This is a genomic window from Deinococcus hopiensis KR-140 (assembly GCF_900176165.1).
Lineage (GTDB): Bacteria > Deinococcota > Deinococci > Deinococcales > Deinococcaceae > Deinococcus > Deinococcus hopiensis.
Window position 1 is genome coordinate 894,215 of the sequence record NZ_FWWU01000009.1, and the last position, 22,570, is coordinate 916,784.

Annotated in this window: 23 protein-coding genes and 1 tRNA gene; 11 read left to right on the forward strand and 13 right to left on the reverse strand. The window is 68.3% G+C overall.

The window, feature by feature from the left end; all coding sequences use genetic code 11:
- The first annotated feature begins 141 nt into the window (after positions 1-141).
- Positions 142-675 (forward strand): putative pterin-binding protein, encoded by a 534-nt coding sequence (locus B9A95_RS17880; RefSeq protein ID WP_245808363.1) that lies wholly within the window; start codon positions 142-144, stop codon positions 673-675.
- On the forward strand, positions 672-1,940 hold the full coding sequence (locus B9A95_RS17885) for a sensor histidine kinase (protein ID WP_245808364.1): 1,269 nt from the start codon (positions 672-674) through the stop codon (positions 1,938-1,940). The genes B9A95_RS17880 and B9A95_RS17885 overlap by 4 nt, the downstream gene beginning before the upstream one ends.
- A gap of 12 nt (positions 1,941-1,952) precedes the next feature.
- Here the strand turns inward: B9A95_RS17885 and B9A95_RS17890 are convergent, their stop codons facing one another.
- Positions 1,953-2,954 carry a CAP domain-containing protein gene (locus B9A95_RS17890; protein WP_084048536.1) on the reverse strand — a complete coding sequence of 334 codons (1,002 nt, stop codon included), beginning with the start codon at positions 2,952-2,954 and terminating at the stop codon, positions 1,953-1,955.
- Between the two features lie 372 nt (positions 2,955-3,326).
- Positions 3,327-3,917: an RNA polymerase sigma factor gene (locus B9A95_RS17895; protein ID WP_084048537.1), complete on the reverse strand. Its 591-nt coding sequence runs from the start codon at positions 3,915-3,917 to the stop codon at positions 3,327-3,329.
- An 88-nt stretch (positions 3,918-4,005) separates the two neighbouring features.
- Here B9A95_RS17895 and B9A95_RS17900 point away from each other — a divergent pair, with 88 nt between their 5' ends.
- Both B9A95_RS17900 and B9A95_RS32430 read left to right on the forward strand, forming a co-directional pair.
- Entirely contained in the window at positions 4,006-4,353 is a 348-nt protein-coding gene (locus B9A95_RS17900; RefSeq protein WP_084050809.1) for an FUN14 domain-containing protein, read from the forward strand.
- Between the two features lie 47 nt (positions 4,354-4,400).
- Positions 4,401-4,994 carry a metallophosphoesterase family protein gene (locus tag B9A95_RS32430; protein ID WP_139806858.1) on the forward strand — a complete coding sequence of 198 codons (594 nt, stop codon included), beginning with the start codon at positions 4,401-4,403 and terminating at the stop codon, positions 4,992-4,994.
- Here the strand turns inward: B9A95_RS32430 and tsaB are convergent.
- Positions 4,991-5,554 carry a tRNA (adenosine(37)-N6)-threonylcarbamoyltransferase complex dimerization subunit type 1 TsaB gene (tsaB, locus tag B9A95_RS17905; protein ID WP_139806859.1) on the reverse strand — a complete coding sequence of 188 codons (564 nt, stop codon included), beginning with the start codon at positions 5,552-5,554 and terminating at the stop codon, positions 4,991-4,993. The genes B9A95_RS32430 and tsaB overlap by 4 nt on opposite strands.
- Positions 5,555-5,659: 105 nt before the next feature.
- Here tsaB and B9A95_RS17910 point away from each other — a divergent pair, with 105 nt between their 5' ends.
- On the forward strand, positions 5,660-6,799 hold the full coding sequence (locus B9A95_RS17910) for a citrate/2-methylcitrate synthase (RefSeq protein WP_084048539.1): 1,140 nt from the start codon (positions 5,660-5,662) through the stop codon (positions 6,797-6,799).
- A gap of 105 nt (positions 6,800-6,904) precedes the next feature.
- Here B9A95_RS17910 and B9A95_RS17915 read toward each other — a convergent pair whose 3' ends face one another.
- The 5 genes from B9A95_RS17915 to B9A95_RS33895 all read right to left on the reverse strand — a co-directional run bounded on the left by B9A95_RS17915 (position 6,905) and on the right by B9A95_RS33895 (position 10,313).
- Complete coding sequence (locus B9A95_RS17915; RefSeq protein WP_084048540.1) at positions 6,905-7,363, reverse strand: hypothetical protein; 459 nt, start codon at positions 7,361-7,363, stop codon at positions 6,905-6,907.
- Positions 7,364-7,443: 80 nt separating this feature from the next.
- Positions 7,444-8,427: an MBL fold metallo-hydrolase gene (locus B9A95_RS17920; RefSeq protein WP_084048541.1), complete on the reverse strand. Its 984-nt coding sequence runs from the start codon at positions 8,425-8,427 to the stop codon at positions 7,444-7,446.
- A 157-nt stretch (positions 8,428-8,584) separates the two neighbouring features.
- Entirely contained in the window at positions 8,585-8,917 is a 333-nt protein-coding gene (locus B9A95_RS17925) for a VOC family protein (protein WP_139806860.1), read from the reverse strand.
- A 171-nt stretch (positions 8,918-9,088) separates the two neighbouring features.
- Positions 9,089-9,553 carry a metallophosphoesterase family protein gene (locus B9A95_RS17930; RefSeq protein ID WP_084048543.1) on the reverse strand — a complete coding sequence of 155 codons (465 nt, stop codon included), beginning with the start codon at positions 9,551-9,553 and terminating at the stop codon, positions 9,089-9,091.
- 130 nt (positions 9,554-9,683) lie between these two features.
- A complete protein-coding gene (locus B9A95_RS33895) occupies positions 9,684-10,313 on the reverse strand; it encodes a hypothetical protein (protein ID WP_245808365.1) in 630 nt (209 codons plus the stop codon).
- An 86-nt stretch (positions 10,314-10,399) separates the two neighbouring features.
- On the opposite strand from B9A95_RS33895, the gene B9A95_RS17940 reads away from it, so the two are divergent.
- The gene (locus B9A95_RS17940) at positions 10,400-12,022 is read left to right on the forward strand and encodes an outer membrane protein assembly factor BamB family protein (RefSeq protein WP_084048545.1); all 1,623 of its coding nucleotides are present in this window, start codon (positions 10,400-10,402) and stop codon (positions 12,020-12,022) included.
- A 60-nt stretch (positions 12,023-12,082) separates the two neighbouring features.
- On the opposite strand, the gene B9A95_RS17945 is transcribed toward B9A95_RS17940, so the two are convergent.
- Positions 12,083-12,158, reverse strand: a tRNA-Ala gene (locus B9A95_RS17945).
- A 143-nt stretch (positions 12,159-12,301) separates the two neighbouring features.
- Between B9A95_RS17945 and guaB the strand changes: the two genes are divergently transcribed.
- Both guaB and trhA read left to right on the forward strand, forming a co-directional pair.
- On the forward strand, positions 12,302-13,810 hold the full coding sequence (gene guaB, locus B9A95_RS17950) for an IMP dehydrogenase (protein ID WP_084048546.1): 1,509 nt from the start codon (positions 12,302-12,304) through the stop codon (positions 13,808-13,810).
- Positions 13,811-13,873: 63 nt separating this feature from the next.
- A complete protein-coding gene (gene trhA, locus B9A95_RS17955; RefSeq protein WP_084048547.1) occupies positions 13,874-14,515 on the forward strand; it encodes a PAQR family membrane homeostasis protein TrhA in 642 nt (213 codons plus the stop codon).
- 56 nt (positions 14,516-14,571) lie between these two features.
- Here the strand turns inward: trhA and B9A95_RS17960 are convergent, their stop codons facing one another.
- The 3 genes from B9A95_RS17960 to B9A95_RS17970 are packed head-to-tail and all read right to left on the reverse strand — an operon-like array spanning position 14,572 to position 17,626.
- Positions 14,572-15,183: a site-2 protease family protein gene (locus B9A95_RS17960; protein WP_084048548.1), complete on the reverse strand. Its 612-nt coding sequence runs from the start codon at positions 15,181-15,183 to the stop codon at positions 14,572-14,574.
- 53 nt (positions 15,184-15,236) lie between these two features.
- Positions 15,237-16,355 (reverse strand): tRNA nucleotidyltransferase/poly(A) polymerase family protein, encoded by a 1,119-nt coding sequence (locus B9A95_RS17965; RefSeq protein WP_245808366.1) that lies wholly within the window; start codon positions 16,353-16,355, stop codon positions 15,237-15,239.
- Positions 16,352-17,626, reverse strand: coding sequence for a S1C family serine protease (locus B9A95_RS17970; protein ID WP_084050810.1), 1,275 nt, complete (start codon positions 17,624-17,626; stop codon positions 16,352-16,354). Before B9A95_RS17970 ends, B9A95_RS17965 begins: the two co-directional genes overlap by 4 nt.
- A gap of 591 nt (positions 17,627-18,217) precedes the next feature.
- Between B9A95_RS17970 and B9A95_RS17975 the strand changes: the two genes are divergently transcribed.
- Entirely contained in the window at positions 18,218-18,589 is a 372-nt protein-coding gene (locus B9A95_RS17975) for a hypothetical protein (RefSeq protein WP_139806861.1), read from the forward strand.
- Positions 18,590-18,632: 43 nt separating this feature from the next.
- Here the strand turns inward: B9A95_RS17975 and hslO are convergent, their stop codons facing one another.
- Complete coding sequence (gene hslO, locus B9A95_RS17980; RefSeq protein ID WP_084048550.1) at positions 18,633-19,544, reverse strand: Hsp33 family molecular chaperone HslO; 912 nt, start codon at positions 19,542-19,544, stop codon at positions 18,633-18,635.
- Positions 19,545-19,967: 423 nt separating this feature from the next.
- Here hslO and B9A95_RS17985 point away from each other — a divergent pair, with 423 nt between their 5' ends.
- Both B9A95_RS17985 and B9A95_RS17990 read left to right on the forward strand, forming a co-directional pair.
- Positions 19,968-21,722 (forward strand): ABC transporter substrate-binding protein, encoded by a 1,755-nt coding sequence (locus B9A95_RS17985; protein ID WP_084048551.1) that lies wholly within the window; start codon positions 19,968-19,970, stop codon positions 21,720-21,722.
- A gap of 104 nt (positions 21,723-21,826) precedes the next feature.
- Complete coding sequence (locus B9A95_RS17990; RefSeq protein WP_084048552.1) at positions 21,827-22,513, forward strand: response regulator; 687 nt, start codon at positions 21,827-21,829, stop codon at positions 22,511-22,513.
- The last annotated feature ends 57 nt before the right edge of the window (positions 22,514-22,570 follow it).

Below are 22,570 nucleotides of genomic sequence, written 5' to 3' on the forward strand. Positions count from 1 at the left end.
ACCCCTGCCTGACCCGCACCGGCGCAGAGGGTGGATCAACCTTCACCCTTTTCTCAAATCACCGGCGGTGCAGGGCGGGGGAAGGGCGGGACCTGCCGAGAGAGGGATTGAGGAGTTCTTCCGCGCCCTCTAGAGTGGGGCGTGCGCCTGCGAGTCCTCGTTCTGCTGTCGCTGGGCCTGGGAAGTGTGGCCTGGGGTGTGCCCCGCAGTTCGCTGCCCATGGCCTTTCCCTATGTGCGCGGTGGGCAGGCCATGTCCGCGCCTCAGCCCGGCGAGGGCGTGCTGCTGACGCTGGAGGGCCGCGCCCGCCCGCTGCGCCTCACCCGGGCGCAGTTGCTTACGCTGCCCACCGTGCGCTACACCACCCACCACGCGCAGCTGGACCGCACCTTCACCTATGAGGGCGTCCCGCTGCGGGACCTCGCCGTTCTGGGCGGCTTCGGAGGCAAGGACATGCGGCTGTACGCGAGCAACGGCTACGTGACGACCCTTCACGCCCGCGACTATCTTGAGGCGCCCATCATGCTCGCGCATACCGCGAACGGTCACCCCATCTCCGTGCTGGAAAAGGGACCGCTGACGGTGGTGCTGCCCGATGACCCCGCGCGGTTTCCGCGCAAGCAGTACGGCTCGGCGTGGGTGTGGTTCGTGGAACGCATCACCCCCGCGCCGTGACGACGAAGCGGACGCCGCAAGGGCTACCGGAGCGGTCTCCGGGCCCTCGCCCGCCGGGAGCGGTGCGGCGTTGGGTGGTGTGGCGCGAGGCGCTGCTCGCCGCGCTGCCCGCGCTTATGGCGGCGGCGCTGCTGACGCTGGCGGCCCGGCCGGCCTACGACACGGTGGTGCGGCGCAGCAGTGGCTGGAGTCCCTACGCCTACCAGGGCCTCGCGCAGGACGTGCAGGCGTACCAGGTGGCGCTGCTCGATCCAGAGGCGTCGGCCGCCGAGCGGCAGTTGCGGCGTGACATCGTGCTGTCGAGCCTCAATGCCCCCGGACAGTTCTCGCTGCTGCCCGTGGTGGAGACCTACGGGGAAGCGCGGCTGAGTCACATCCGCGCCCTGCTGCGGCGCGGCACACCCGGTTCGGCCGCCGCCGCCGCCCGCGAGGCGGTCATGCTCAACGCCCAGGCGAGCAGCCTGACGCACGACACGCAGGCGCAGGCGCTGGAGGTCCTGACCTTTCTGCGCTGGGTGCTGGTGGTGGCCGCCGCCTTGACCGGCCTGCTGAGCATGTTGCTGACCGCCCGGGCCCTGCTGCGGTGGCGCGCCGAGCGTGAGCGTCAGGCCCACCGCGAGGCCCGGCAGCGCGAGGCGCTCGACTTTGCCAGCCATGAACTGCGCCGTCCCCTGCAGTCACTGCTGCTTGCCAGCGACCTGCTGCGGCAGGCCGAGACGCCCGAGCAGCGCGCACATCTGCTGACCCTGATCGAGGACAGCGCGGGCCAGATCGCCAGCCGGGCGGACCTGAGCCACCTGCAGGACCTCTATCTCGACGCTGTGCTGGACGTCACGCAGCTGGATCTGCGCTCCCTGGTGGAGCGGATGGAGGCACCCCGCGTGAGCGTCGAGGTGCCCGCGCAGCCCCTGGTATGGCTGGTGGACGCCGCCCGGCTGCGTCAGGTGATCGAGAACCTGGTGGAAAACGCGCTGAAATACACCGGCGGTCCGGTACAGGTGCGCCTCGCCCAGGTGGACGGCCGGCCCGAGATCACCGTGCAGGACGCGGGCCCTGGCATTCCCCCCGCGCTGCGTGAGCGCCTTTTCTGGCCCTTCGAGCGCGGACAGGGCCACGCGGCGGGCGGGCAGGGGCTGGGCCTGACGCTGGTGCGCCGCCTGGTCCGCGCCCACCGGGGCGAGGTCACGCTGGAAGACGCCCCGTGTGGCGGCACGCTCGTGCGCGTCACCCTGGGTGGGCCGCGTGGCGGGAGCGGGGAGGCGTAGGGGAGAGGCGGCTCAATCCGCCGGAGTGGCAAACACCTGCGTCCAGTAGTGGGTGTATTTCGTGTAGGGGCGGCCCACGTACGACACGCCCATGTGGCTAAAGTCTCCCATGATGTTGCGGCAGTGCCCGGGACTGCGCAGCCACGCCCGCACCACCTCATCGGGGGTGGCCTGCCCGGCGGCGATGTTCTCGCCGCTCGCCTCTGCGCGCACCCCCGCCGCCTCCACGCGCGCCGCGGGGGTGCTGCCGTCCACCGCACTCAGGTGATCGAAATAGTCGTTCAGGGCCATGCCCGCTGACTGGGCGAGCGCCGCCACCTCCAGCTTGGAATCGCGGGTCAGCGGTGCTCGGGCCGGACCGCCCTCCTTCAACGTCGTGCAGTTCCAACCGCGCGCCCGCGCCCGGTTGGTCAGCCGCAGCACCTCGGTCTCGAAGGGCACGCTGGCCGTCAGCGGGGCCATCCGGAACCGAACGCTGCGGCTGAGGTTGCCACCCTCGCCGCTCAGGTGAAGGCTGGCCCGGTACTCGCCCGCCACCACCTGCACTGGCCCCGCGCCCACGGGACGGTCATTGAGGGTAAAGGTGGGCGTGGTCCGGCGGTACACCACGCTGCCCGCCGCCGAGAAGCGCACCTCGCCCCGGCCCAGCAGCACCACCATCTGGGCCCGCTCGCTGCCTGCGCTCTTGACCTCCAGCGTGCCGGTGGCCCGCGAAAGCACCTGTCCGGTGGCCGTGCGCAACGTTGAACGCACGGTGTAGGTCCCGGGCCGGTAGTAGGTGTGCGTCTGGGTCTGGCCCTGGCCCGCCGTCCCGTCCCCAAAGTCCCATTCCACCCGCTGCTCGGGGCGTGCCCCCCCCTGAAAGGTGACCTCCAGCGGCGCGAGCCGGTCCTCGTTCATGGAGAACCGGACCTGAAAGTCGCCCGCCGCGGCCTGCGCGCTCACCAGCGGTTCCCACGGCGCGGCCGCCAGCAACAGCGCCAGCAGCGCCCCCCGTCTTTCCGTTGCCCCCATGCGTCCAGGCTAGCGGGGAAAGGGGGCAACGCGCCGTGAGGAGGCGCACGAGGCGTGGCCGCGCAAAGAGCGCAGGGGATGGGCCCGCTTGAGCGGGAACTTCTCTGGCCTTCGGCCCTGCGCCGAGCGCAGTTGTCCGAATGGCGCCGCGCGTGGAGGGCGCAGCCCTCACGGCGCCCCATCCTCCCCCATGCGCATTGCGCTCGCCGGGCTCGGTCAAAAAGAAGTTCACACGTTGACAACTGCTCTAAGTGCACCGTAGTTGATCTTTAGATCAACCGAGCGGAGTGAGAAGCGGAAAATGTGCAGCTCACCGGGAGTGGAGACTTTTCGGTGCCCTCCTGAAAAGTCGCAACGTTAGGTGCGGTGTACTTAATTCACGTCCGCCACGCCTGAGAGCAGCTCTGCCAACTGCTCCTTGGCCCTAAACACGCGGCTCTTGGCTGTGCCCACCGCCACGCCCTGAATGCGGGCGATCTCGTCATAGGCGAGGTCTTCGACAAAGCGCAGCACCACGGCCTCGCGGTATTCCTCGGGCAGCTGCATCAGGGCGCGCTGTACGCGGTCTTGCGCGTCGGCGCTCTCGGCGTTTTGCACGGGCGAGCGTGCGCCGCTGGTGACCTCGAAGCCCACCTCCTCGCGCGCCTCTTCCAGGCTGAAGCGCTGGAGCTGCTTGCGGCGGTGCGACTCGATCTGGGTGTTGCGCGCCACCTGGTACAGCCAGGGCAGCACCCGCTCGCCGGGCCGGAAGGTCCCGATGCTGCGCCACGCCCGGTAAAACACCTCCTGCGTCAGGTCCAGGGCGTCTTCCGAGTTGCCCTCCAGGCGGTACAGGTAGCCGTACAGGCGCCCCTCGTAGGCGCTGACGAAGCTGTACCAGGCCTCTTCCTCGCCGCGGCCTAAGCGGGCAAGCAGTTCGGGCGTCAGGACATCCGGCTCGGCATTCACGTCGCTTCCCACCATACCGCCTCACCGCGGGGGAAGCGTCAGCCTTTTGGCGGTGGCGCTGAGTGGCGGCGCTGGGCGGTGGGCGCGCTACCATGCCCCGCACGTGTCTGCGCCGCCCGACTCCTCCGTTTCCCTCCTCGACGCCCTGCGGCCCCTCCTGCCCGATTTTAGCGTCGGCGCGCTGCTGGGCTTTGCCACCGGCCTGGCCCTCAAGAAGGTGGGGCGCGCGGTCCTCCTGGCCCTCGGCCTGCTGTTTATCGCGCTGCAACTCCTCGCCTATTTCGATCTGGTTACGGTCAACTGGCCGCGCCTGCAGGCCCTTTCCGAGCCGTGGTTGCGTCAGGGCGGCGAACTGGGCAGCCGCTGGCTGATGCGCGTGCTGACGGCCAACCTCCCCTTTGCGGGGGCTTTTACAGCGGGCCTGCTGCTGGGCCTGCGCGCGCGGGGCTAAGCGGGCTTCGGCCTGATGGGGGGGACGCTCACGGCTGCCTCGCCGAGTTGACCGAACTGCTGGAGGGCTTGGGGTACGAGGTTCAGGGCGCGGGGGTTCACGCTCCCTCAGGGCGGCAGGTCTTTGTGGGGGATCTGGTGGACCGTGGTCCCGGCGTACCCGGTGTGATGGCCCGGGTGATGGAGGCGGTGGCCGACGGCGTGGCCCTTTGGGTGCAGGGCCACCACAACCGGCGGCTGGCGCAGGCCATGGCGGGGCGTCTTCCAGCCCCGACGTTTTCCTGCGGCAGTCACCGGTTGTGGTTGAACACGCCGTCAAGGAGGTGCGGAGCGCGCTCTCGGCCTTGCCCCCACGGCTTGAGCCAGGCGGCGAGCGGCGTGTGGTCCACGCGGGCGATCTTTCCGGGGCGGCCGCCGACGTGCGGGCAGAATACAAATACACGGGCCGGGGAGATGCGCACGGCGTGCGCGAGCGGGCCGGCTGCGTGGGAATGTCCGCCGGACAGCCCCCATCCTTGCGGGCGCTTGACGGCCCTGCATTTTCCCCAACGGGAAGTGTGTTCCGCTCCTGCCGCGAGGGCCGACGCGCAGGGAAGCGCCGACCGGGCACAACGAAAGACCCTGGCCTCCAGGCCAGGCTAGAGGTACGCCAGCGCCCAGTCGCTCGCTCCATGGGCCTGCCCCGCCCGCAGCAGCGCCAGCCCGTCCGGCGTCACGTCCCCCAGGTGCGGAAGTTCCGCCGCCAACGCCCCGAATTCCTCCAGCGTCTGCTTGGTGGGAGGGTGGATCACCCGGGCCACCACTCCGCCCGCCACCCCGTACACCGCGCCATAGACGTTGCCGCGCCGAGCACCGAGCGATACGGCCACCGCTCCGTCTTCTGCGCCGCCCACCAACGCTTCCAGCGTGGGCACGCCGCGCACCGGCGCTCCCCAGACCCGGCCCAGCCCCAGGGCATAGCTCGCCCCAACGCGCACGCCCGTGTAGGACCCTGGCCCGGTGCCAATCACGATTTCCGAAGCCCGGAAGGGCAGGCCCGCCTCCGCGAACAGGGCGCGCACGCCGCCGGGCAGCCGCTCGGCGTGCAGTCGGCCCACCTCCTCGGCCGACTGCACCGCGCCGCCCTCCCAGGTCAGCGCCAGCGTCAGGAAAGGCGTGGCGGTATCGAGGGCGAGCGTGACGGCGGCGGGAGGGGCGGACATGCGTGGCATTGTAGGGCCCGCTTCCAGGCGCGCTGTCACCGCTGCGGGAACGTGACACGCAGGCGGAATTGGAGGCCCGCCCCCCGGTGGTATGGTAGGCGCAACATGACCAATACCGCCAACATCGCCAAGGGGCTGGAAGGCGTTCTGTTCACCGAGTCGAAACTCACCTTCATCAACGGCTCGGAGGGCATCCTGACGCACCTGGGCATTCCAATTCAGGAATGGGCCGAGAACAGCACCTTTGAGGAACTGTCGCTGGCGCTCCTCGAAGCCCGGCTGCCCACCGCCGAGGAACTCGCCCGTTTCGATGCGGACCTCAAGGCCAACCGCGCCGTGCCCCAGTCCCTCCTCGACGTGATTCAGGCGATGCCCCGGGGCGTTCACCCCATGCAGGCGCTGCGCACCGCCGTATCGTACCTTGGGCTGCTCGATGCCCAGGCGGAGGAAACCACCGAGGAGGCCCGCCGGGCCATCTCCGTGCGCATGATCGCCCAGTTCGCCACCGTGATCGCGGCCATCAACCGCGCCCAGGAGGGCCAGGAAATCGTCGCGCCGCGCATGGACCTGACCCACGCGGGCAACTTCCTGTACATGCTTACGGGCAAGGAGCCGACGCAGGAGCAGGCCCGCCTGTTCGACATTGCCCTCGTGCTGCACGCCGATCACGGTATGAACGCCAGCACCTTCACGGCGATTGCCACCGCCAGCACCCTCAGCGACATGTACTCGTGCATCACCTCCGCCATCGGCGCGTTGAAGGGACCGCTGCACGGCGGAGCCAACGAGGCGGTGATGGACATGCTCGACGAGATCGGCACGCCGGAAAAGGCCGCCGAGTACATCGGGGGCAAGCTCGACCGCAAGGAAAAGGTCATGGGCGTGGGCCACCGCGTCTACAAGTACTTCGACCCCCGCTCCCGCGTGCTGCGCGACTACGCCGAGCACGTGGCGAACAAGGAAGGCAAGAGCCAGTACTACCAGATCCTCGAAACCATCGAGCGCGTCGTGGTGGAGCGCATCGGCTCCAAGGGCATCTACCCCAACGTGGACTTCTACTCGGGCACGGTGTACTCGGATCTTGGGATTAAAAAGGAATACTTCACCCCGATCTTCGCCCTGGCGCGCATCAGTGGTTGGTGCGCCTCGGTGATCGAGTACACCCGCGACAACCGCCTGCTGCGCCCCGACGCGCGCTACATCGGTGAGACGGATCAGCATTACGTGCCGCTTCAGGAACGCTGAGCGCGCAGAAAACCGGGAGCAGAGCGCAAAAAGAAGCCGGGGTGCAACTGCCCCGGCTTTTCCCGTTTGCCCCTCTGTTCTCGGCCTTCTGCCCTCTGCGCGCCGTCAGGCGCTCATGCCCTTGCTGCCGTGCAGCGTCCGTTCCACCGCTTCCGTGACCTCAGCTTCGAAGCGGCGCAGGTGTTCGCGCAGCCGGGCCAGTTCGTCGGGACCCAGGTCGCGCAACCACAGCACGGCGCGGCCCAACACGGCGAAGGTCAGGGGGCTGTCGTCGTCCGCGTCTTCGTCTTCCACGGGGTCAAGGTTCAGCGCGCCGTAGTCCAATCCCTGGTTCATCAGGTTCATGCCCATCAGGATGTCGGGGAGGGCGTCTTCCTCCACGAACAGGTCGAGGTCGAGGTGCAGCCGCACCACCACGCCGCCCGCGGGGTCAGGTTCCGCGAACAGGGCCAGCCGGGTTTCGCCGTCTTGCACGAGCGCGCCGTCCTCCACCGCTTCGACGGTCAGTCCACTGTCCTCCAGGGCGCGCATGATGCGCTGAAGTTCTGTCTGCGAAACCGTCATGCGGGCGAGTATAGAGCGGGGCGTGCAGACAAACGGGCCGGGTGGCACGCTCGGAGCCCCCGGCCATCCGCCCTCTGCCTTTACCCGTGGTACACCCACGCCTCCCCTTGCCACGTTCGGGCGAGTTGCCCCAGCAGGCGCAGGTGTTCGGCGTGGGCCAGCGTCTCGGCCAGGGCAAAACGCCGCCCAGCCATGTTGAGCTCTCTCGGAAACATGGCGAGCGAGAGTTCGTAGGCGCTGCGGGCCTCGCGCCCGGCCTCGGCGCGGATAAAGTCCAGCCGCTCGTGGTGGTGGGCGCGCAGTTCGCGGGCGCGGGCCTGCACCCCGTCCATCACCGGACCGTGGTGCCCCACCACCGCGCGGGCGGGGTTGAGGGCTTCGAGTTTGCCCAGCGTCTGGAGGTAATCCCCCAGTGGATCGGGACGGGTGTAGGCGTACAGACCGATGTTGGGGCTGATGCGCGGCAAGACGGCGTCCCCGGCGATCAGCAGGCCCCCGCTCTCATTCCACAGGCCCAGGTGCCCGTCGGCGTGGCCAGGCAGCCACAGCACCTCCCACTCGGCCCCTGCCAGGGGCAGCATCGCGCCCTCACGCAGGGGTTGGACGCGGCTGGCGGGTTGCACACGGGCGCGGGTGCGGCGGCTGTCAAGTTCCAGGGTATCGAGCAGTTCCTGGGGCAGGCCGTGATCCGCCATATGCTTGAGGTGGCCGGGCAGCCACTCCTCCCACAGGTGCCAGTAGCGCTCTCCGCGCCCGATCTCCACGTCCAGCATCTGCACCGCCGCGCCGCTGCGTTCCTCCACCAGCCCCGCCAGTCCGTAGTGGTCCGGGTGGTGGTGCGTGATAATCACCCGCTCCACGTCCGGCCAGTGCAGCCCCAGCGCCGTCAGGCCGTCCTCGATGGCCGCCCGCGCCTCAGGCGTGTCCAGCGCTGTATCGATCATCGTAACGGGGGCCGAGGTATCGATCATCACCGTGACCGTCTTCATGGGGTAGGGGATCGGCACCTGCAGGGCATGCAGCGTGCCGTGAACGCGCTGGAGGGTGGAAGGGGAGGAGGTCATGCCCGGAGGCTAACACCGGGGGGAACACTTCGCTGGACTGCCGGCCCCGGACAGGGACGAAGGCAAAGTGACGATCCGGGCGAGAAGCCGTTCCGCGGGATGCCGTTTCCATTCAGGCCGTTTCCGCACCGGGAAGGATGCCGCTGCGCTCACCCCTTCAAGGCTTGAATTTCCGGACGGCCGCCCCGCCGACAGACGTGAAGAAATTGATCATGTTGCCGTCTGGGTCCCGGAACAGCAGCCAGCGGTTGCTCCATGGGTGGGTGGTCGGCGGCAAGGCCACGTCGCCGAGAACCGGCCTGGTCCGCGCGTATTCTGCGTCGCCGTCATCCACCTGGAACTCGGTGATGGCGCTGTGGTTGTCGGCGGGGTGAGCGGCCCCTGCGCCGAACAGGGCGGTGGTGCGCGTGCTGGCAATGGTCAGGGTACAGGGCGGCGCGACCAATTCGGCAAACTCTGGGGTGGCCCAGAGGGCGCGCGGCCCACGCACATGGTTTCCGGGGAAGCCGTTCCATCCCCTCCGCTCCGGTGATTCCACGCCTCTCCGCCTGCGTTTTTCCTGCTCGCTCTGCTGCGTAGCGTTGCCCGTCCGCTCGGGTTGGCCAGTGGTTTCATCACGGATGAACCGGAATTCTGATGATTCCTTCCCCGCTCCCAGCCTTTATTCCAGCAGTGTCACCGGCTCCACGCGCACCTGTGCCTCCGCCACATGCAGCCACGCGCAGGCGACGGGCAACCGGAAGCGGCGCGGCCCCACCGAACCTGGATTGAGGGACGTCACCCCGCCCCGCTCCTCCAGCCGGGGTACGTGCGTGTGCCCGCTGATCACCACCCGGATGCCGGCCACTTCCGGCGAGAGGTCCAGCGCCTTCAGATCGTGCAGCAGGTAGATCCACACGCCTTCCAGCTCGAGCAGCAGCGTTTCGGGCAGCCCTGAAAGGGGAGGGGAACGGTCCACATTTCCCCGAATGGCGTGAACGGGACCGGCCGAAGCTCCGCGGAGCGTCTCCAGCACCTCTACTTTGCCCACATCTCCGGCGTGCAGCACAGCGTCCGCCTCCCGCACGAGAGCCAGCACCTCCGGGCGCAACAGACCGTGGGTATCGGAGAGAACAAGGACGCGCATGGGGAAAGTGTAAAGGGAGCCGTCGGCCACCGGGAGTGTGCGGGGAACAGCCAGACGGCCGAAGGCGGACCCCTCACGGCGCCATGAAAACGCCCCCACTTCGGTGGGGGCAAGACGTTTTGAATGACGTTTACAGGCGGCTCTTGATCGCCTGCAGGCTGGAGCTGTCGGCCCACGCCATGCCCTTGTCCACGTACATGGAGGCCGTGGCCTTGTCGCCGCGCTGCAGGGCGAGGTAGGCGAGCTTGGCGGCGGCCAGCGAAGCGTACTGCTTCTCGGTGTCGTTCAGGTCGCCGAGGCGGGTCCAGGCGTTATAGGCGTTGATCCACCACTGGGTCTTGGTGTACAGCTGCGCGAGGTACGCCTGGTAGTCGCGGTTGCCCGACTCCATGTTGGCGGCGTAGTACGCCGAATTCACGGCGGCCTTCCACAGCGTGCGGTCGTAGAAGGGCACGGGGTAGGCCACGTCGGCCTGCACAGCGTACTCCTGGGCGCGCGTGAAGTTGTCGCCGGCGCTCATGGTGGAGGGATCAGCCATGTTCATGTTGTCCATGCCGGTCCCCGCGTCCGTCGTGGTGGCGGTATCGGTGGTCGTGCTGGTGTCGGTCGTCGTGCTGGTATCCGTCGTCGTGCTGGTGTCGGTCGTGGTGCTGGTATCCGTCGTCTCGGTGGTGCTGGTGTCCGCCGGAGGCGTGGTGGTGTCCTGCGCGGCGGCGAGGCCGGCGAGCGCGAACGCAGTCAGCATGAGAATCTTTTTCATAACCAACCGCATCTTAGGACGCTACCCTTTGGGCCGTCCACGCGACGCCCTTCTCATAAAGGCAATGTAAAGGAGCTTACCTTCAGATGAGGAAACCTCTTGCGGTTATCACCTTGACACTCCTGGGCAACCTGGCATTTGCCCAGTCCCAAAAGGCCCCCCAGGTTACCTGGTACAAGGACCTGAAAGTCCTCTCGCCCGTCGCCGTGACCGACGCGGGTGACCTCGTGTTCGTCGGATCGGACGCCCGCATTCACCGCACCGACGCGCGCGGCGTCGAGAAATGGAACTTCGCCACCGGCGATATCGGCCGCGCCCACCCGGTGATCACGCCGCAGGGCAACGTCATCGCCGCCTCCTACGACGACACCGTGTATGCCCTGGACCCGTCGGGCAAGCTGCTGTGGAAGGCCAAGCTCGACGGCGACGTCTTTGCCAGCCCAGCCCTGCGCCCCGACGGCAGCGTTATCGTCGCCACGGCGGGGGGCACCGTGTATGCCCTCGGTCCCCAGGGGCAGCCACTGTGGAGCTACAAGGTCGGCGCGCCCGTCTTTTCCAGCCCCGCCGTCGCGGCGGACGGCACAGTCTATTTCGGTGCGCAGGACTTCGGAATGCACGCCCTGACGGCCGAGGGCAAGCCGAAATGGATTTTTCGCGCGAAGTCCCTGGTGTTTTCCAGCCCGGCGCTCGACCGTCAGGGCAACGTGTACTTCGGCTCCAGCGACCGGCAGGTCTACGCGCTCGACCAGGGCGGCAAACTGCGCTGGAAACGGGCCACCGGCCTGTTTGTGAACGCGAGCCCCATTGTGACGGGCGGGGACCTCGTGGTGGTGGGGAGCTATGACGGCACCGTCTACGCGATCAACACCACCGGCGAGGACGAGTGGACCTACAAGGCCGGGGCTCCGGTGGCGGCGGCGGCAGTGGAACTGGCGGACGGCTCCATTGTGGTGCCGGACCTCGCCGGAACCCTGCACGCCATCAGCAAGGCGGGGCAGACCCTCTGGGAGATCAAGACGGGCAAGAAGATCGACGTAAACGTCTCGGTCAGCAATCAGGGCACCCTGTACTTCGTCACCGAGGGCGGCGGCCTGAGCGCCGTGGCGAAGCAGCTCCCACTGGCCGACGGTCCTTGGACCACCTTCCGGGGCGTGCCCACCGGCTGGGGCCGGATGCTGAGTGCGTCGGAGGCGCAGGCGCTCACGCAGTTCCGCAGGGCGGCGGCCGCGGCGGTGCTGGGGCAGCGTCCCACCCCGCCCACCCCGGCTCCATCCAGGCCAACGCCCACCGCGCCGCCCAAGCCCGTCGCGTCCCCCCCGCCGGTCCTGACTCCCGAGCAGAGCGCCCAGGCCGCGGCGCGCGGCGCGCAGGTTCTGGGCGGCGCGGTGTTCTTGCCGCTCAGGGAAACGGTGGGCGCCCTGGGCGCGCGGCTGCAGGTCCTGACGCCCCGCACGGCCACGTTGGCTTGGAACGTTGCGGCGGGTGGTGCGGGCAGCGTGGTGTCCCTGCCAGTCCGTATGGTGAAGGGCAGCGCCTTCGTCCCCCTCAGCGCCCTGACGAAACTGCCTGGGGTGCAGGTGGCCGCGCGGCGCGCTCCGGCGGGCCTGACATTTACCCGCGCGGGGCAGAGCGTGACCTTTCCGGTGAACGTTCCGGCCCTCACGCCGCTGAAACGCCAGCCCGAGTTTCCACCCGTGCTGGGGCAGTAGCCGCCGCGGCAAAGAAGCTGGGCCAAAGAAAAAGACCCGCCTGTGAGGGCGGGTTTTGTGTGGTGGAGTCGAGGGGGATCGAACCCCTGACCTCGTCATTGCGAACGACGCGCTCTCCCAGCTGAGCTACGACCCCACGTCTGCAACTTCTTGAAAGACGGGCACCCAAATGGGCGAGGCAGAATCTAGCATGGCTTTGTTGGGCGCGCAAGGGGGCGAGGGCCGTTCCTGCCGGACAGGCCACGGTGTTCCACAGCCCCCGAGGGTAGACTCGGGTGCATGAGCGCTCCCGCCACGCCTGCCCAACCCGTCTCTGCCCCCACAGAAGACCGCTTCGCCTACAAGTTTGCCCAGGAGGGGATCACCTTCGACGACGTGCTGCTGCAGCCTCGGCACTCCACGGTGTTGCCGCACGAGGTGGACGTGTCGGCCCAGCTGACCCGCCGCGTGCGGTTAAACATTCCCTTCGTCTCGGCGGCGATGGACACGGTGACCGAGACGAATATGGCCGTGGCGATGGCGCGTGAGGGCGGCATCGGCGTCATTCACAAGAACATGCCCGTGGACGCCCAGGCCGAGATGGTCCGCAAAGTCAAGCGGTCCGAGAGCGGCATGATCGTGGACCCCATCACCCTGCCTCCCAGCGCCACTGTAGGCGAGGCGGACCGCATGATGGGTGAGTACCGCATCAGCGGCGTGCCCATCACGGACCCCACCGGCAAGCTGCTGGGCATCATCACCAACCGCGACATGCGCTTTGTGGACGACCTCTCCACCTCCGTCAGCGACGTGATGACGCGCGAGAATCTCGTCACTGTGCCCGTGGGCACCACGCTGGAGGAAGCGCAGGCGATCTTCAAGCGCCACCGCATCGAGAAACTGCTCGTGACCGATGCCGAAGGCTTTTTGCGCGGCCTGATCACCATCAAGGACCTGACCAAGCGGGTCAAATACCCCCGCGCGGCCAAAGACAGCCTGGGCCGTCTGCGCGTGGCCGCCGCCATCGGCGTCTCAGCGGACCTGATGGACCGGGCGGGAGCGCTTGTGGCCGCCGGGGCGGACGTGCTGGTGCTCGACAGCGCCCACGGCCACAGCCAGGGCATCCTGAACGCATTGACGCGCGTGAAGGAGAACTTCGACGTGGACGTGATCGCGGGCAACGTGGCGACGGGGACTGGAACGCGGGACCTGATTGCGGCCGGGGCAGACGCCGTAAAGGTGGGCATCGGGCCCGGCAGCATCTGCACCACCCGCGTCGTTACGGGCGTTGGTGTGCCGCAGATCACCGCCATCTTCCAGGCCTCGGAGGCCGCAATGGAGGCGGGCATTCCCATCATCGCCGATGGCGGCATCAAGCAGACGGGCGACGTGCCCAAGGCGATTGCCGCCGGAGCGAGCGCCGTGATGATGGGCTCCATGCTCGCGGGGACCGACGAGGCCCCCGGCGAGACGATCCTGCGCGACGGCCGCCGCTACAAGAGCTACCGGGGCATGGGGTCCCTCGGCGCAATGGACCAGGGCTCCAGCGACCGCTACTTCCAGAGCGGCAGCCGCAAGTTCGTGCCCGAGGGCATCGAGGGCATCATCGCCTACCGGGGCACGGCAGGCGAGGTGATTTACCAGTTTGTGGGCGGCCTGCGCAGCTCCATGGGCTACTGCGGCGCTCCAGACCTCCAGACCCTGCGCGACGCGGCCCAGTTCGTGCGCATCACGGGGGCCAGCCTGATCGAGAGCCACCCTCACGGCGTCACCATTACCAAGGAAGCGCCGAACTACGGAGGGAAATAACGGCCCCCTGAATTCCGTCCCAATCCCCACGGCGCACCCCCTCGTGCCCCTTACCCTGGAGGGGTGAAGCGCCTCCTCACTGCCCCCCGCGAACCCGTCAATGCCCTGACCCACTGGGCGGGGGCCGCGGCGGCTCTGGCGGTGCTGGAGCCGCTGCTGTCATGGGCGCACGGGCGGGGGCTGGCCCTGTGGCCCTTCGTGGTGTTCGGCCTGAGCATGGTGGCCCTGTATGGGGCCAGCGCCAGCTACCACTCGTTTCGCCCGGGTGAGCGCGGACTGCTGTGGCTGCGCAAGTTGGACCACGCGGGCATCTTCTTGCTGATTGCGGGCAGCTACACGCCCGTCGCGTATTGCGGGCTGGAGGGCGAGTGGCGCGGTGCGGTGCTGTGGTTGGTCTGGGGCATCGCGGCGGCGGGGGTGCTGCTCAAGGCCTTCACCATGAACCTGCCGCGCTGGGTCAGCACGTTGCTGTACGTGGGCATGGGTTGGCTGGCGCTGGCCTTCTTGCCGCAGCTCAGGCGCAACCTGCCGCCCGCCGCGCTGCTGTGGTTGGCGGCAGGCGGCGCGCTGTATTCCATAGGTGCGGTGATCTACGGCACCAAACGCTGGAACCCCCGCCCGGGCTTCGGCTTTCACGAGATCTGGCACCTGTTCGTGCTGGGCGGCACCGGCGCACATGTGGCGATGATGTTTCACCTCCGCTGAGGGGCAAAAGCAGCGCCCCCGGGGTTGAGGCCGGGGGAGGGTGCTGATCGCTGAGGTTACAGGCCCACCAGTCCCTCCACCCACCCCTGCACGCTGCCGATGATGCCGTCAATGGCGTCGCGGGCGATGAAGATAAACAGCATCACGATCACGAAGCTAAACGGCTGGGCCTCGAACTGCGCGAGGCTGCGGCCCAGCGAGGGCACCAACGCGCCCAGAATCCGGCTGCCGTCCAGCAGCGGAATGGGAATCAGGTTGAACACCGCCAGCACCACGTTCACGCTGAGAATGACCGCGAGGATCTCCGCGGCATAGGGCACGCTCACCAACATCCGCATCAGCAGACCCGCCAACACGGCGATGAGCAGGTTGCTGATCGGTCCCGCTGCCGACACCCACAGGGTGCCCCAGCGGCCCAGGTTGCCCGGGTTGATGGGCACCGGCCGCGCGAAGCCGAAGCCCGCGAACAGCAGCAGCAGCACGCCGAAGGGATCCAGATGTTTGCCCGGGTTGAGGGTGACGCGCCCGTAACGCCTCGGCGTGGGATCCCCCAGGCGGTCTGCGGTCCAGGCGTGGGCGAACTCGTGGACGGTCAGCGACAGCACGAGCGCCACCGCAATGATCACGAACGCCACGGGGTTCGTGGTCAGGAGATTGATCAGGCCCATAGGGGTGCATTCTACGGGCCACCGGGGAAACTGACCGGATGGCGGATGGGCCGTTACGGGGAGGAGGATCCCTGCAGGTACGCCGCCAGGGCCGCCCGCTCGTCCTCCTGTGACCGGAAGTGCCCACTTCGCCGCAGCTCTGCCAGGTGGGCCAACGCCGCCCCCACCGCCCGGCCGGGAGGCACGCCCAGCGCCACCACATCCCGCCCCGTCAGGGCCGCGTAGGCATCCGGGCGCAGCAGCGAGCGGAGAACCGCTTCCGGACTCCCTTTGGCGGTGGGGACGTCCGCGCGCGCGCGGGCCAGCAGGCCCCCAGGCTTTTCACCCAGGCCCAGCCGACCGGCCAGCGCGGCAGGCTCGGGCGAGGCCGAGAGGAGGGCCGCCGCGTAGACCTGCGCGGGGAGCTTCTCCCCGGCGTCCTGCTGTCTGTCCAGGGCTTCGAGCCGTTCCACCGTTCCATTTGGAAGGAGGGAACCTGCGCCCCACTCCGTCAACTTCCGTGCGGCCCGGCCCGGCCTGGGCTCCTGAAGCAGCAGCCGGAGTTCGGCCCACAGGCGGGGCGTGCGCTGCGCCATCTCCAGCGCGTCCGGCACCTGCCGGAGCAGTTCGGGGGCGGCCTCCAGCGCCAGCCTGCCACCGAGCCGCGCGGCCCGGACGAGGCGGCTGGCGTCCTCACGCAGTGACCCGGCGTGCAGGGGCCGCAGCACGCGCGCGCTCAGGTCCTTCAGGCCGCCCGCCTCGTCGAGCAGGGTCACGCTTCCACCGGGCCCGATCTCCATGGCCAGCGCATTGAGCCCGAAGTCACGCCGCTGCAAGTCGTCCTGCAGGGTACCGGGAGCGGGGACGGGGTTGTGGCCCGGAACCGGATAGTGTTCCCGCCGCGCCCGCACGAGGTCCGCGTGCCGCCCGTCGGGCAGGGTGACGGTGGCGTTGCCGAAGGCGGGGTGGACGAGAAAGGGCAGACCCGTGGCCACCGCAAGCGCTCCCGCGTCCGTGCCCTCCACCACCACGTCGAGGTCCAGCGGCGTCTGGCCCAGCAGGGCGTCGCGCACGGCTCCGCCGACGAGGGCCACCCGCGCTCCCGGTCCCGTCAGGCGCGCCAGTTTGGTCAACCAGGCGCGGTCCCGGGGCTGAAGGTTGGCCCAGGCGGGGGCTCCCGATGGGTCGATCACTGAAAGGAACTCCCGTCGAGCGTGACCTTTACGTCGCGCGCCTTGCCTGCGCGCGACACCTTCAGGGTCACGCTGTCGCCCTCGCGCTTGTCGATAAGCGCCGCCTGCAGGTCTTCGAGGGCGTCTACCGGCGCGCCGTCGATGCCCACGATTACGTCGCCGCCCGTGGCCACCTGGCCGCCTCGGAAGTCCTGCGTGCCGCTCCCTCCCCGCAGTCCAGCATTCGCTGCGGGAGAGCCGGGCGTCACCTTTCCCACCACCAGGCCCGAGTCGGGGAGGCCGAGTTGCCGCTTGCCCTCGGCCGTGAGGGTGCTTAGGCCCACGGGCACGATCTGGCCCTGGCCGCCCTGCACCACCAGGCCGGGCTGAATCCCGATGCGCGGCGCCGAGACCGCCCCTCCCTTCGCTGCCTGAAGCCTGGGCAGCAGGTTCTTGGCCGTGTTGATGGGAATGGCAAAGCCGATGCCCGCGTTTTGCCCCACGCCGGACGCCGCGCCGCTGGGCGAATAGATCTGGGTGTTGATGCCGATCACGCGCCCGGAAGAGTCCAGCAGCGGCCCGCCACTGTTGCCGGGATTGATCGCCGCGTCGGTCTGGATGGCCTTTTGGGTGATGCCCTGGCCCGTGGCGGAAAAGCCGATGGGGATCTGGCGCTGGGTGCTGCTCACGATGCCCTCGGTCACGCTGAAGTCCAGGCCGAAGGGCGCGCCCATCGCAATCGCCTTCTGCCCCACGCCCAGCCGCGCGCTGTCGCCGAGAGGAATGGGCTTGATCTCGTTCTGGCTCAGGCCCTCGGGACGAATCAGCGCGAGATCGTACTGCGGCGCGAGGCCGATGATGCGGGCAGGTACGCCCTCTTTGGCATTCATCACCCGGACCTGAATGCGGGTGCTGGGGTCCGGCGCACCCCCGCCCTCACCCGCCACCACGTGGTAGTTGGTCAGGATGTCGCCCCCTTCGTTCACGAAAAAGCCGCTGCCCACGCCCCGCTGCACTTCCCGCTGCCCCTCTTGCCCGAACATCCAGCCCATCGGGTTTTGCTCCACCACCTCCTGCTCGGTGGAGATGTACACCAGCCCCGGCTCGTAGCGGCGCACGATGTCCATGGTGTTCTGCTCGTTTTGCAAGCGGGAGGCGGCTTCGGCCTGCACCTGCGCGGTTTCGCCCGTTGGGGACCATGCGTCCGAGACGGGCACCGCGTCGCGCAGAACGGTGGCCCCCAGCCCCAGACCGAGGAGAACGAGCGTGACTGCGAGAACCCGGCGTTTCATGCGGCCCATTATCCGCAGCCAGATGGGGAGAATCGGGAGCGCCGGGCCGGGCTTTCTAGTGAAGACGTTCACCCTTGCGTACAGCCTCCGTCACATGCGCGTGACGTGGGAATGGGAGCCGTGCTCTGCTGGTCTGTGCCCATGCCTGACCTGTCCCTGGCCTCTTTTGACCTGTCCCGTGCCCTCGGCTCCGTGCTGGACCGCTCCGGAGCGGAAGGGCGTCTTTCACGTCACGCTTGGTGGTCCCGGCAGCGCGCCCGCCCTGGCCGATCTGGACGTACCCGAGCCGCATCTGGACTTGCTGCCGGAGACACCGACACCCGAGCAGCAGGCGCTGCTGACGGCAGACTGTGGGGCCGCGGGGCAGTACCGGGGCGTCTTTGCCCGTGAGGGCCGGGAAGCCGCTGACAAAGCGCGCAAGGCTGGCGCCCTCGCGCACCACGCCCGCGGCTTTGCCCCCGTGCGTTTCGTCGCTGAGGAGTTGGGTCCCCTCGGACAGCCCCGGATGGTTGCCGGGGGACTGACCCTTGCCGGGGGACTGGCCCTGGACCTGTTTCTGGGGAATCCACCCGTCCCCACGATGATCTGGACGTGGTGTGGCCCCGCGCGGCGCAGTTTCAGGTTCGTGACGCCCTGGCCGCGCAGGGCTGGCGGCTCGACGCCTGCGAGATCTGGAACGCCCCGATCGAAGCCCCCGCTTTTCAGGCCCACGCCCGGCACCCCGACTTGCCAGGCGCCCTGTTGCTGGACCTGATGCTGAGCGATCTGGAAGGTGGGCTGTGGCGCTACCGCCGTGCCCCCCGCGTGACCCTGCCGCTGGAGCGGGCGCGGCACATCTCCCCGGAGGGCTTGCCCCACCTCGTCCCCGAGACCGTGCCGCTGTTCAAAAGTGGCGCGGGCGCGGTACCGGGGACAAGGACGCCCGCGCCACTTTCGCCGGGTGCTTTCAGCTCTGGGAAATGACCGAGGGCCAAAGGTACACGGCCATCCGCCCCTGCCGCCTCCCTTAGGCCTGCGCCCGTTCCCGGGGCGCGTCGAGGCCCGCGATCTCGCTCGGGGTCATCTGGTAGTGCTCGCCGCACCAGTGGCACACGATCTCCTGGCCGCCTTCGTCGATCATCTCCTGGCGCTCGTCGGGGCGGAAGAACTTCAGGCTGTCCAGCGCCTTTTCACGGGAACAGCGGCACTGGAATCGGGCGGCCTGGGCCTCGTCGGCCAGCGTCAGGTCCAGGCCCGCTGCCGCCGTCTGCATGGTTTCGAGCAGGCTGCCTCGGCGCAAGTGGTCCGTCAGTTGTCCCATGCCGCGAATGTTGGCCTCCAGCTGCGCCAGTGTCTCGTCACGAACACCGGGCATCGCCTGCACGAGCAGCCCACCCGCCCGGTACACCCGTCCGCCTTCCTCGTACACGCCGAGCAGCACCGCGTTGGGGATCTGTTCGGACACGCCCAAGTAGGTGCTTACGTCCTCGGCGATCTCGCCGCTCACCAGTTCCACGCTGCCGGTGTAGGGCTCGCCGTTGTCGAGGAGCCGGGTGACGGCCAGTTCGCCGTCTGTGCCCACGACGCCGCTCACGTCGAGCTTGCCGTCACGCTCGCGCAGGGGCAGGTCTGCACCGGGCTCACGCACATAGCCGCGAATCTGCCCGTCCACGCTGCCCTCAGCCACGATCCAGCCCACCGGGCCGCCGCCCTGGATGCGGACGTTCACGCGGCTGTCACCCTTCTTGCCCAGCACGGCGGCCAGCAGCGCCGACGCCGCCAGCGCCCGTCCGAGCGCCGCGGTGGCCGTCTTGCTGAGGTTGTGCCGCAGGCGGGCGTCTTCCACCACTCGCGTGGCGTCGATGCCAACAAAGCGCAGGGTTCCCCCCGCCGCCGTGCCGCGCAGCAGGAAGGAAGGGGAAATGGCGTCCAAAGTCATTAGGAAACCTTACACTGATGCGCTCAAACCCGGTGTGGGAGGGCTTTCAATCGGCGGGAACAGCGGAGGACGGAGGCTGGGGTGGGGGGAGCGGCATGGAGAGGCGCTCAGTTTGCGCCCGTGCCCGTTGTTGGCACACCTCGTCTCTTTCTGACGGACAGCTGTGGTCTGAGCGTTTCCTTCTTGTCAGGGAACGCGGGATACCCTCATCGCAAAGGGCTAGTCTCACGGCGTTTCCCCAGGGTGAGAGCGGTGCGGCCCGGGCGCCTTGCATGGTGTTCTGCTCCGCCCGATTGGGGTCGCCCGCGCCGTGGGGACTGGCCCTTGTTCCCGCTGGCCCTCTCCGTTCTGCCATGGTCGGACGTCTTCCGGCCGGTTCATCTCGTTCCCTGCGGGTCTCCCGGCCCTCTGCAAAGGAGTTTCATGTCCCTTCCTTCCTCCCTTTCCCGCCGCTCCCTGGGCCTGCTGGCCTTGCTGCCCCTGACCGTCATGCTGGCAAGCTGCAACAAGAAGGCCGATGCCAACGGCGGTCCCGTCCTCGTGGTGCAGGAAAGCGCCGATATTCCCACCCTGGACCCCGGCACCAGCTATGACACGGGCAGTGGACAGATTGTCGAAAACATCTACGAGACGCTGGTGACCTACAAGGGCAGCAGCCTCAGCCAGTTGCAGCCCATGCTTGCCACCGAGTGGAGGGTCAGCAACGGGGGCAAGACCTACACCTTCACGCTGCGCGACGGCGTGAAGTTTCACTCGGGCAACGATTTCAAGTGCGCGGACGCCGAATACACCTTCCGGCGCAACCTGGTGACCAACACCAGCCAGAGCGGCAACTGGTTCCTGTCCGAGAGCCTGCTGGGCACCGGGGCGAACGCGAACGACGACAAATCCATCACCTGGCAGAAGATCGCCGGTGCCGTCAGGTGCGACGGTGAGACGCTGGTGTTCACGCTGCCGCAAGGGGACCCCGCCTTCCTGTCCAAGCTGGCCTACCCGGGCCAAAGCGTCGTGGACAGCGCCCACGCCAAGAAGATCGGTGAGTGGGACGGCACGGAAGCCACCTGGAAGGCCGCCGTGGGCAAGGACCTGACGGGCAGCCCACTCTCGAATGACCCCAGCGGCACCGGGGCCTACCGCCTGGCGGGGCGCGACGCCACCAGCCTGCGCGCCCAGGCCTTCGGCGACTACTGGGGCGAAAAGCCGAAGATCCCCAATGTGCTGATTCAGAAGGTCTCGGAACTCGCCGCGCGGCAGCAGGCCTTTCTGAAGGGTGACGCCGACATCATCGAGGCGGGTACCCGCGCCAACATCGAGTCGGCCCTCAAGGGCAAGCCCGGCGTCGCGGTTCTGGATGATCTGCCCGACGTGTCGGCCTTCGGTATCTTTATGAACCAGTCCATCAAGGGTGGGCAACTGGGCAGCGGCAAGCTCGACGGCAAGGGCATCCCGGCCAACTTCTTCAGCGACGCCGACGTGCGCCGGGGCTTCGTGTCGGCCTTCGACGTGCCCACCTATGTTGCGCAGGTGCAGGGCGGGCAGGGCCAGCCGCGCAACTTCCTCTTGCCCGAGTCCTTCCCCGGCTACAACCCCGACATTGCTCCGGCCGAGTTCGACCTTGGTGCTGCCCGCGCCGCTTTCCAGAAAGCCTGGGGCGGAGAGTTGTGGAAGAGCGGCTTCGTTGTGAACGCCACCTACCGCGCAGGCAGCGTGGGCGCGCAGACGGGAATGGAACTGCTGAAAAAGAACATCGAGTCGCTGAACCCGAAGTTCAAGGTCAACCTCCAGGCCAAGGAGTGGAGCCGCATCCTGGACGACGCCGACAAGGGCCGGGAAATCCTGATCATGACCGGCTGGGCTCCCGACTACGCGGACCCCGACAACTTCGTGAACACGATGTACAGCTCGACCGGCTTTTACCACCCCCGCGCCAACTTTGTGGATCCGCAGATCGACGGCTGGATCGCGGAGGCCCGTTCCACCGACGATGCCAGCAAGCGCAACGAACTGTACGGCAACATCGCCCGCCGCGCGCTGGAGCAGGCGTACTACATCGTGATGCCCAGCAATCCCGGCATCCTCGCCTACAACGACAAGCTGACGGGCATCAGCAAGGACGACTTCAACCCCATGCTGTCTTTCCCGGCGGGAGCACGCTGGAAGGACCTGAGCAAGTCCTGAGGCGCTGCCGGTCCCCGTTGAGGCAAGACATTTCGGGTCAGCCGCTTCCCTCTGTGGAGGCGGCTTTCTCCCGTTCTGGCCCGGGGGCGCGTATTCTTGGGGGCATGGACTCTGCCGAAGGCACGCCCACCGATCCCATCCGGCCCATCCGCTTGTTGCTGGTTGACGACCACCCGGTCGTGCGCAAGGGTACCCGCGAATTGCTGGAGGGCGAGGCGGACCTGCGGGTGGCGGGCGAGGCCGAGAGCGGCGAGGAGGCCATCGTGCGGGCACGTGAACTGAAGCCCGACGTGATCTTGATGGACGTCTCCATGCCCGGCATGAACGGCATCGAAGCCACCCGCGCCATCAAGGCCGAGCAACCGGGCGTGGGCGTGCTCGTGCTGACTTCCTACGACGACGACGCCTATGTGTTTGCCTTGCTGGAGGCGGGTGCGGCGGGCTACCTGCTGAAAAACACGTCCGAGGATGACCTGCTGGGCGCAGTGCGGGCGGTGGCGGCGGGGGAAAGTGCGCTGCACCCCAGCGTCGCGCGCAAGGTCTTGGAGCGTTTCAGCGCCCAGCAGACGCCCACACCGCCCGAGGACGCCCTGAGCCCCCGCGAACTCGAAGTCTTGCGCGTGGCCGCCACGGGCCGGACGAACAAGGAAATCGCTCGCGACCTCGACATCAGCCCGCGTACGGTGCAGGTCCACCTCGCCAACATCTTTTCCAAGCTGGGCGTGGGCAGCCGTACCGAGGCTGTGCTGTACGGCATCAAGCGGGGGTGGATCGATCCGAAGACGCTGTGAGGCGACGCGGAAACGGTCCAGGGGAAGGCGCCGTAAGCGGCCCCACTTGTTGATTCC

What these genes read in the sequence shown, in the direction of transcription:
- B9A95_RS17890 (WP_084048536.1), bottom strand. Translation starts at nt 2,954, where the DNA reads ATGGGGGCAACGGAAAGACGGGGGGCGCTGCTGGCGCTGTTGCTGGCG.
- B9A95_RS17895 (WP_084048537.1), bottom strand. Translation starts at nt 3,917, where the DNA reads ATGGTGGGAAGCGACGTGAATGCCGAGCCGGATGTCCTGACGCCCGAA.
- tsaB (WP_139806859.1), bottom strand. Translation starts at nt 5,554, where the DNA reads ATGTCCGCCCCTCCCGCCGCCGTCACGCTCGCCCTCGATACCGCCACG.
- B9A95_RS17910 (WP_084048539.1), top strand. Translation starts at nt 5,660, where the DNA reads ATGACCAATACCGCCAACATCGCCAAGGGGCTGGAAGGCGTTCTGTTC.
- B9A95_RS17915 (WP_084048540.1), bottom strand. Translation starts at nt 7,363, where the DNA reads ATGACGGTTTCGCAGACAGAACTTCAGCGCATCATGCGCGCCCTGGAG.
- B9A95_RS17920 (WP_084048541.1), bottom strand. Translation starts at nt 8,427, where the DNA reads ATGACCTCCTCCCCTTCCACCCTCCAGCGCGTTCACGGCACGCTGCAT.
- B9A95_RS17930 (WP_084048543.1), bottom strand. Translation starts at nt 9,553, where the DNA reads ATGCGCGTCCTTGTTCTCTCCGATACCCACGGTCTGTTGCGCCCGGAG.
- B9A95_RS33895 (WP_245808365.1), bottom strand. Translation starts at nt 10,313, where the DNA reads ATGAAAAAGATTCTCATGCTGACTGCGTTCGCGCTCGCCGGCCTCGCC.
- B9A95_RS17940 (WP_084048545.1), top strand. Translation starts at nt 10,400, where the DNA reads ATGAGGAAACCTCTTGCGGTTATCACCTTGACACTCCTGGGCAACCTG.
- guaB (WP_084048546.1), top strand. Translation starts at nt 12,302, where the DNA reads ATGAGCGCTCCCGCCACGCCTGCCCAACCCGTCTCTGCCCCCACAGAA.
- B9A95_RS17960 (WP_084048548.1), bottom strand. Translation starts at nt 15,183, where the DNA reads ATGGGCCTGATCAATCTCCTGACCACGAACCCCGTGGCGTTCGTGATC.
- B9A95_RS17970 (WP_084050810.1), bottom strand. Translation starts at nt 17,626, where the DNA reads ATGAAACGCCGGGTTCTCGCAGTCACGCTCGTTCTCCTCGGTCTGGGG.
- hslO (WP_084048550.1), bottom strand. Translation starts at nt 19,544, where the DNA reads ATGACTTTGGACGCCATTTCCCCTTCCTTCCTGCTGCGCGGCACGGCG.
- B9A95_RS17985 (WP_084048551.1), top strand. Translation starts at nt 19,968, where the DNA reads ATGTCCCTTCCTTCCTCCCTTTCCCGCCGCTCCCTGGGCCTGCTGGCC.
- B9A95_RS17990 (WP_084048552.1), top strand. Translation starts at nt 21,827, where the DNA reads ATGGACTCTGCCGAAGGCACGCCCACCGATCCCATCCGGCCCATCCGC.